This is a genomic window from Polaromonas sp. P4_H1, from assembly GCF_056400945.1.
Window position 1 is genome coordinate 1 of sequence record NZ_JBFUKG010000078.1, and the last position, 636, is coordinate 636.

2 protein-coding genes are annotated in these 636 nt (G+C 54.1%); both read right to left on the reverse strand.

Annotated elements, in window-relative coordinates; genetic code table 11:
- The coding region (locus AC1DS5_RS25175; RefSeq protein ID WP_477720974.1) for a Cif family virulence factor at positions 1–217 on the reverse strand (217 nt) is incomplete at its 3' end.
- Between the two features lie 203 nt (positions 218–420).
- The coding region (locus AC1DS5_RS25180; RefSeq protein WP_477720975.1) for a hypothetical protein at positions 421–636 on the reverse strand (216 nt) is incomplete at its 5' end.

Below are 636 nucleotides of genomic sequence, written 5' to 3' on the forward strand. Positions count from 1 at the left end.
CGCCGTAGGTGGCGAGAATGGTGACCTTCTTGATCATGCGAGAAAACCCTTCCTGAAACTCGCGAAACTTCTGGATTCCGGTAATCCGCCCGAGTGGCGAATTGCAAACAACGTCATCCGCCGAGACGGAAATAATTGTATCTACGTTCTTGCTGGCAATGGCCTCGACATAGGTCTGGGCGATTTGCGGCGCTTTGCCGTTGCTTTGGGTGTTCATAGTCTTTCCTTTCAGTGATTGGTCCACTGAAAGGAAGCCTAACGCTCATCAGTGACAGATTCTGGCAGTAGGAAAACGGCATTGAGCCCCTGCCGACCGCCCTGTAACCACACCGGGGTTCTGCTGCATTGGTTCTCAGCCTTTTGGGCATTTGAGATCACGAGAGAATTTCTCTTTGTCGAATGGCAATTAGCCAGCGTTGGTCAGTGTCCGGCCGATTCCCGGCTCATTTTCTCCAAAAGACCGCGCATCGCGTCGATCTGCGTGCCGAAGCCTGCCCAATCCCCAGACCTCAGCAGCTTCATTGCTTCGTTATAGCGATCAAGCGCCTCCTGCGCCCTGTTTTCCGCAGGGCTCGCACGTGGCATTTCCGTCGCAGCACTCAGCGATGTCGGCGACGCGTTAGTTTCGATGAAAAG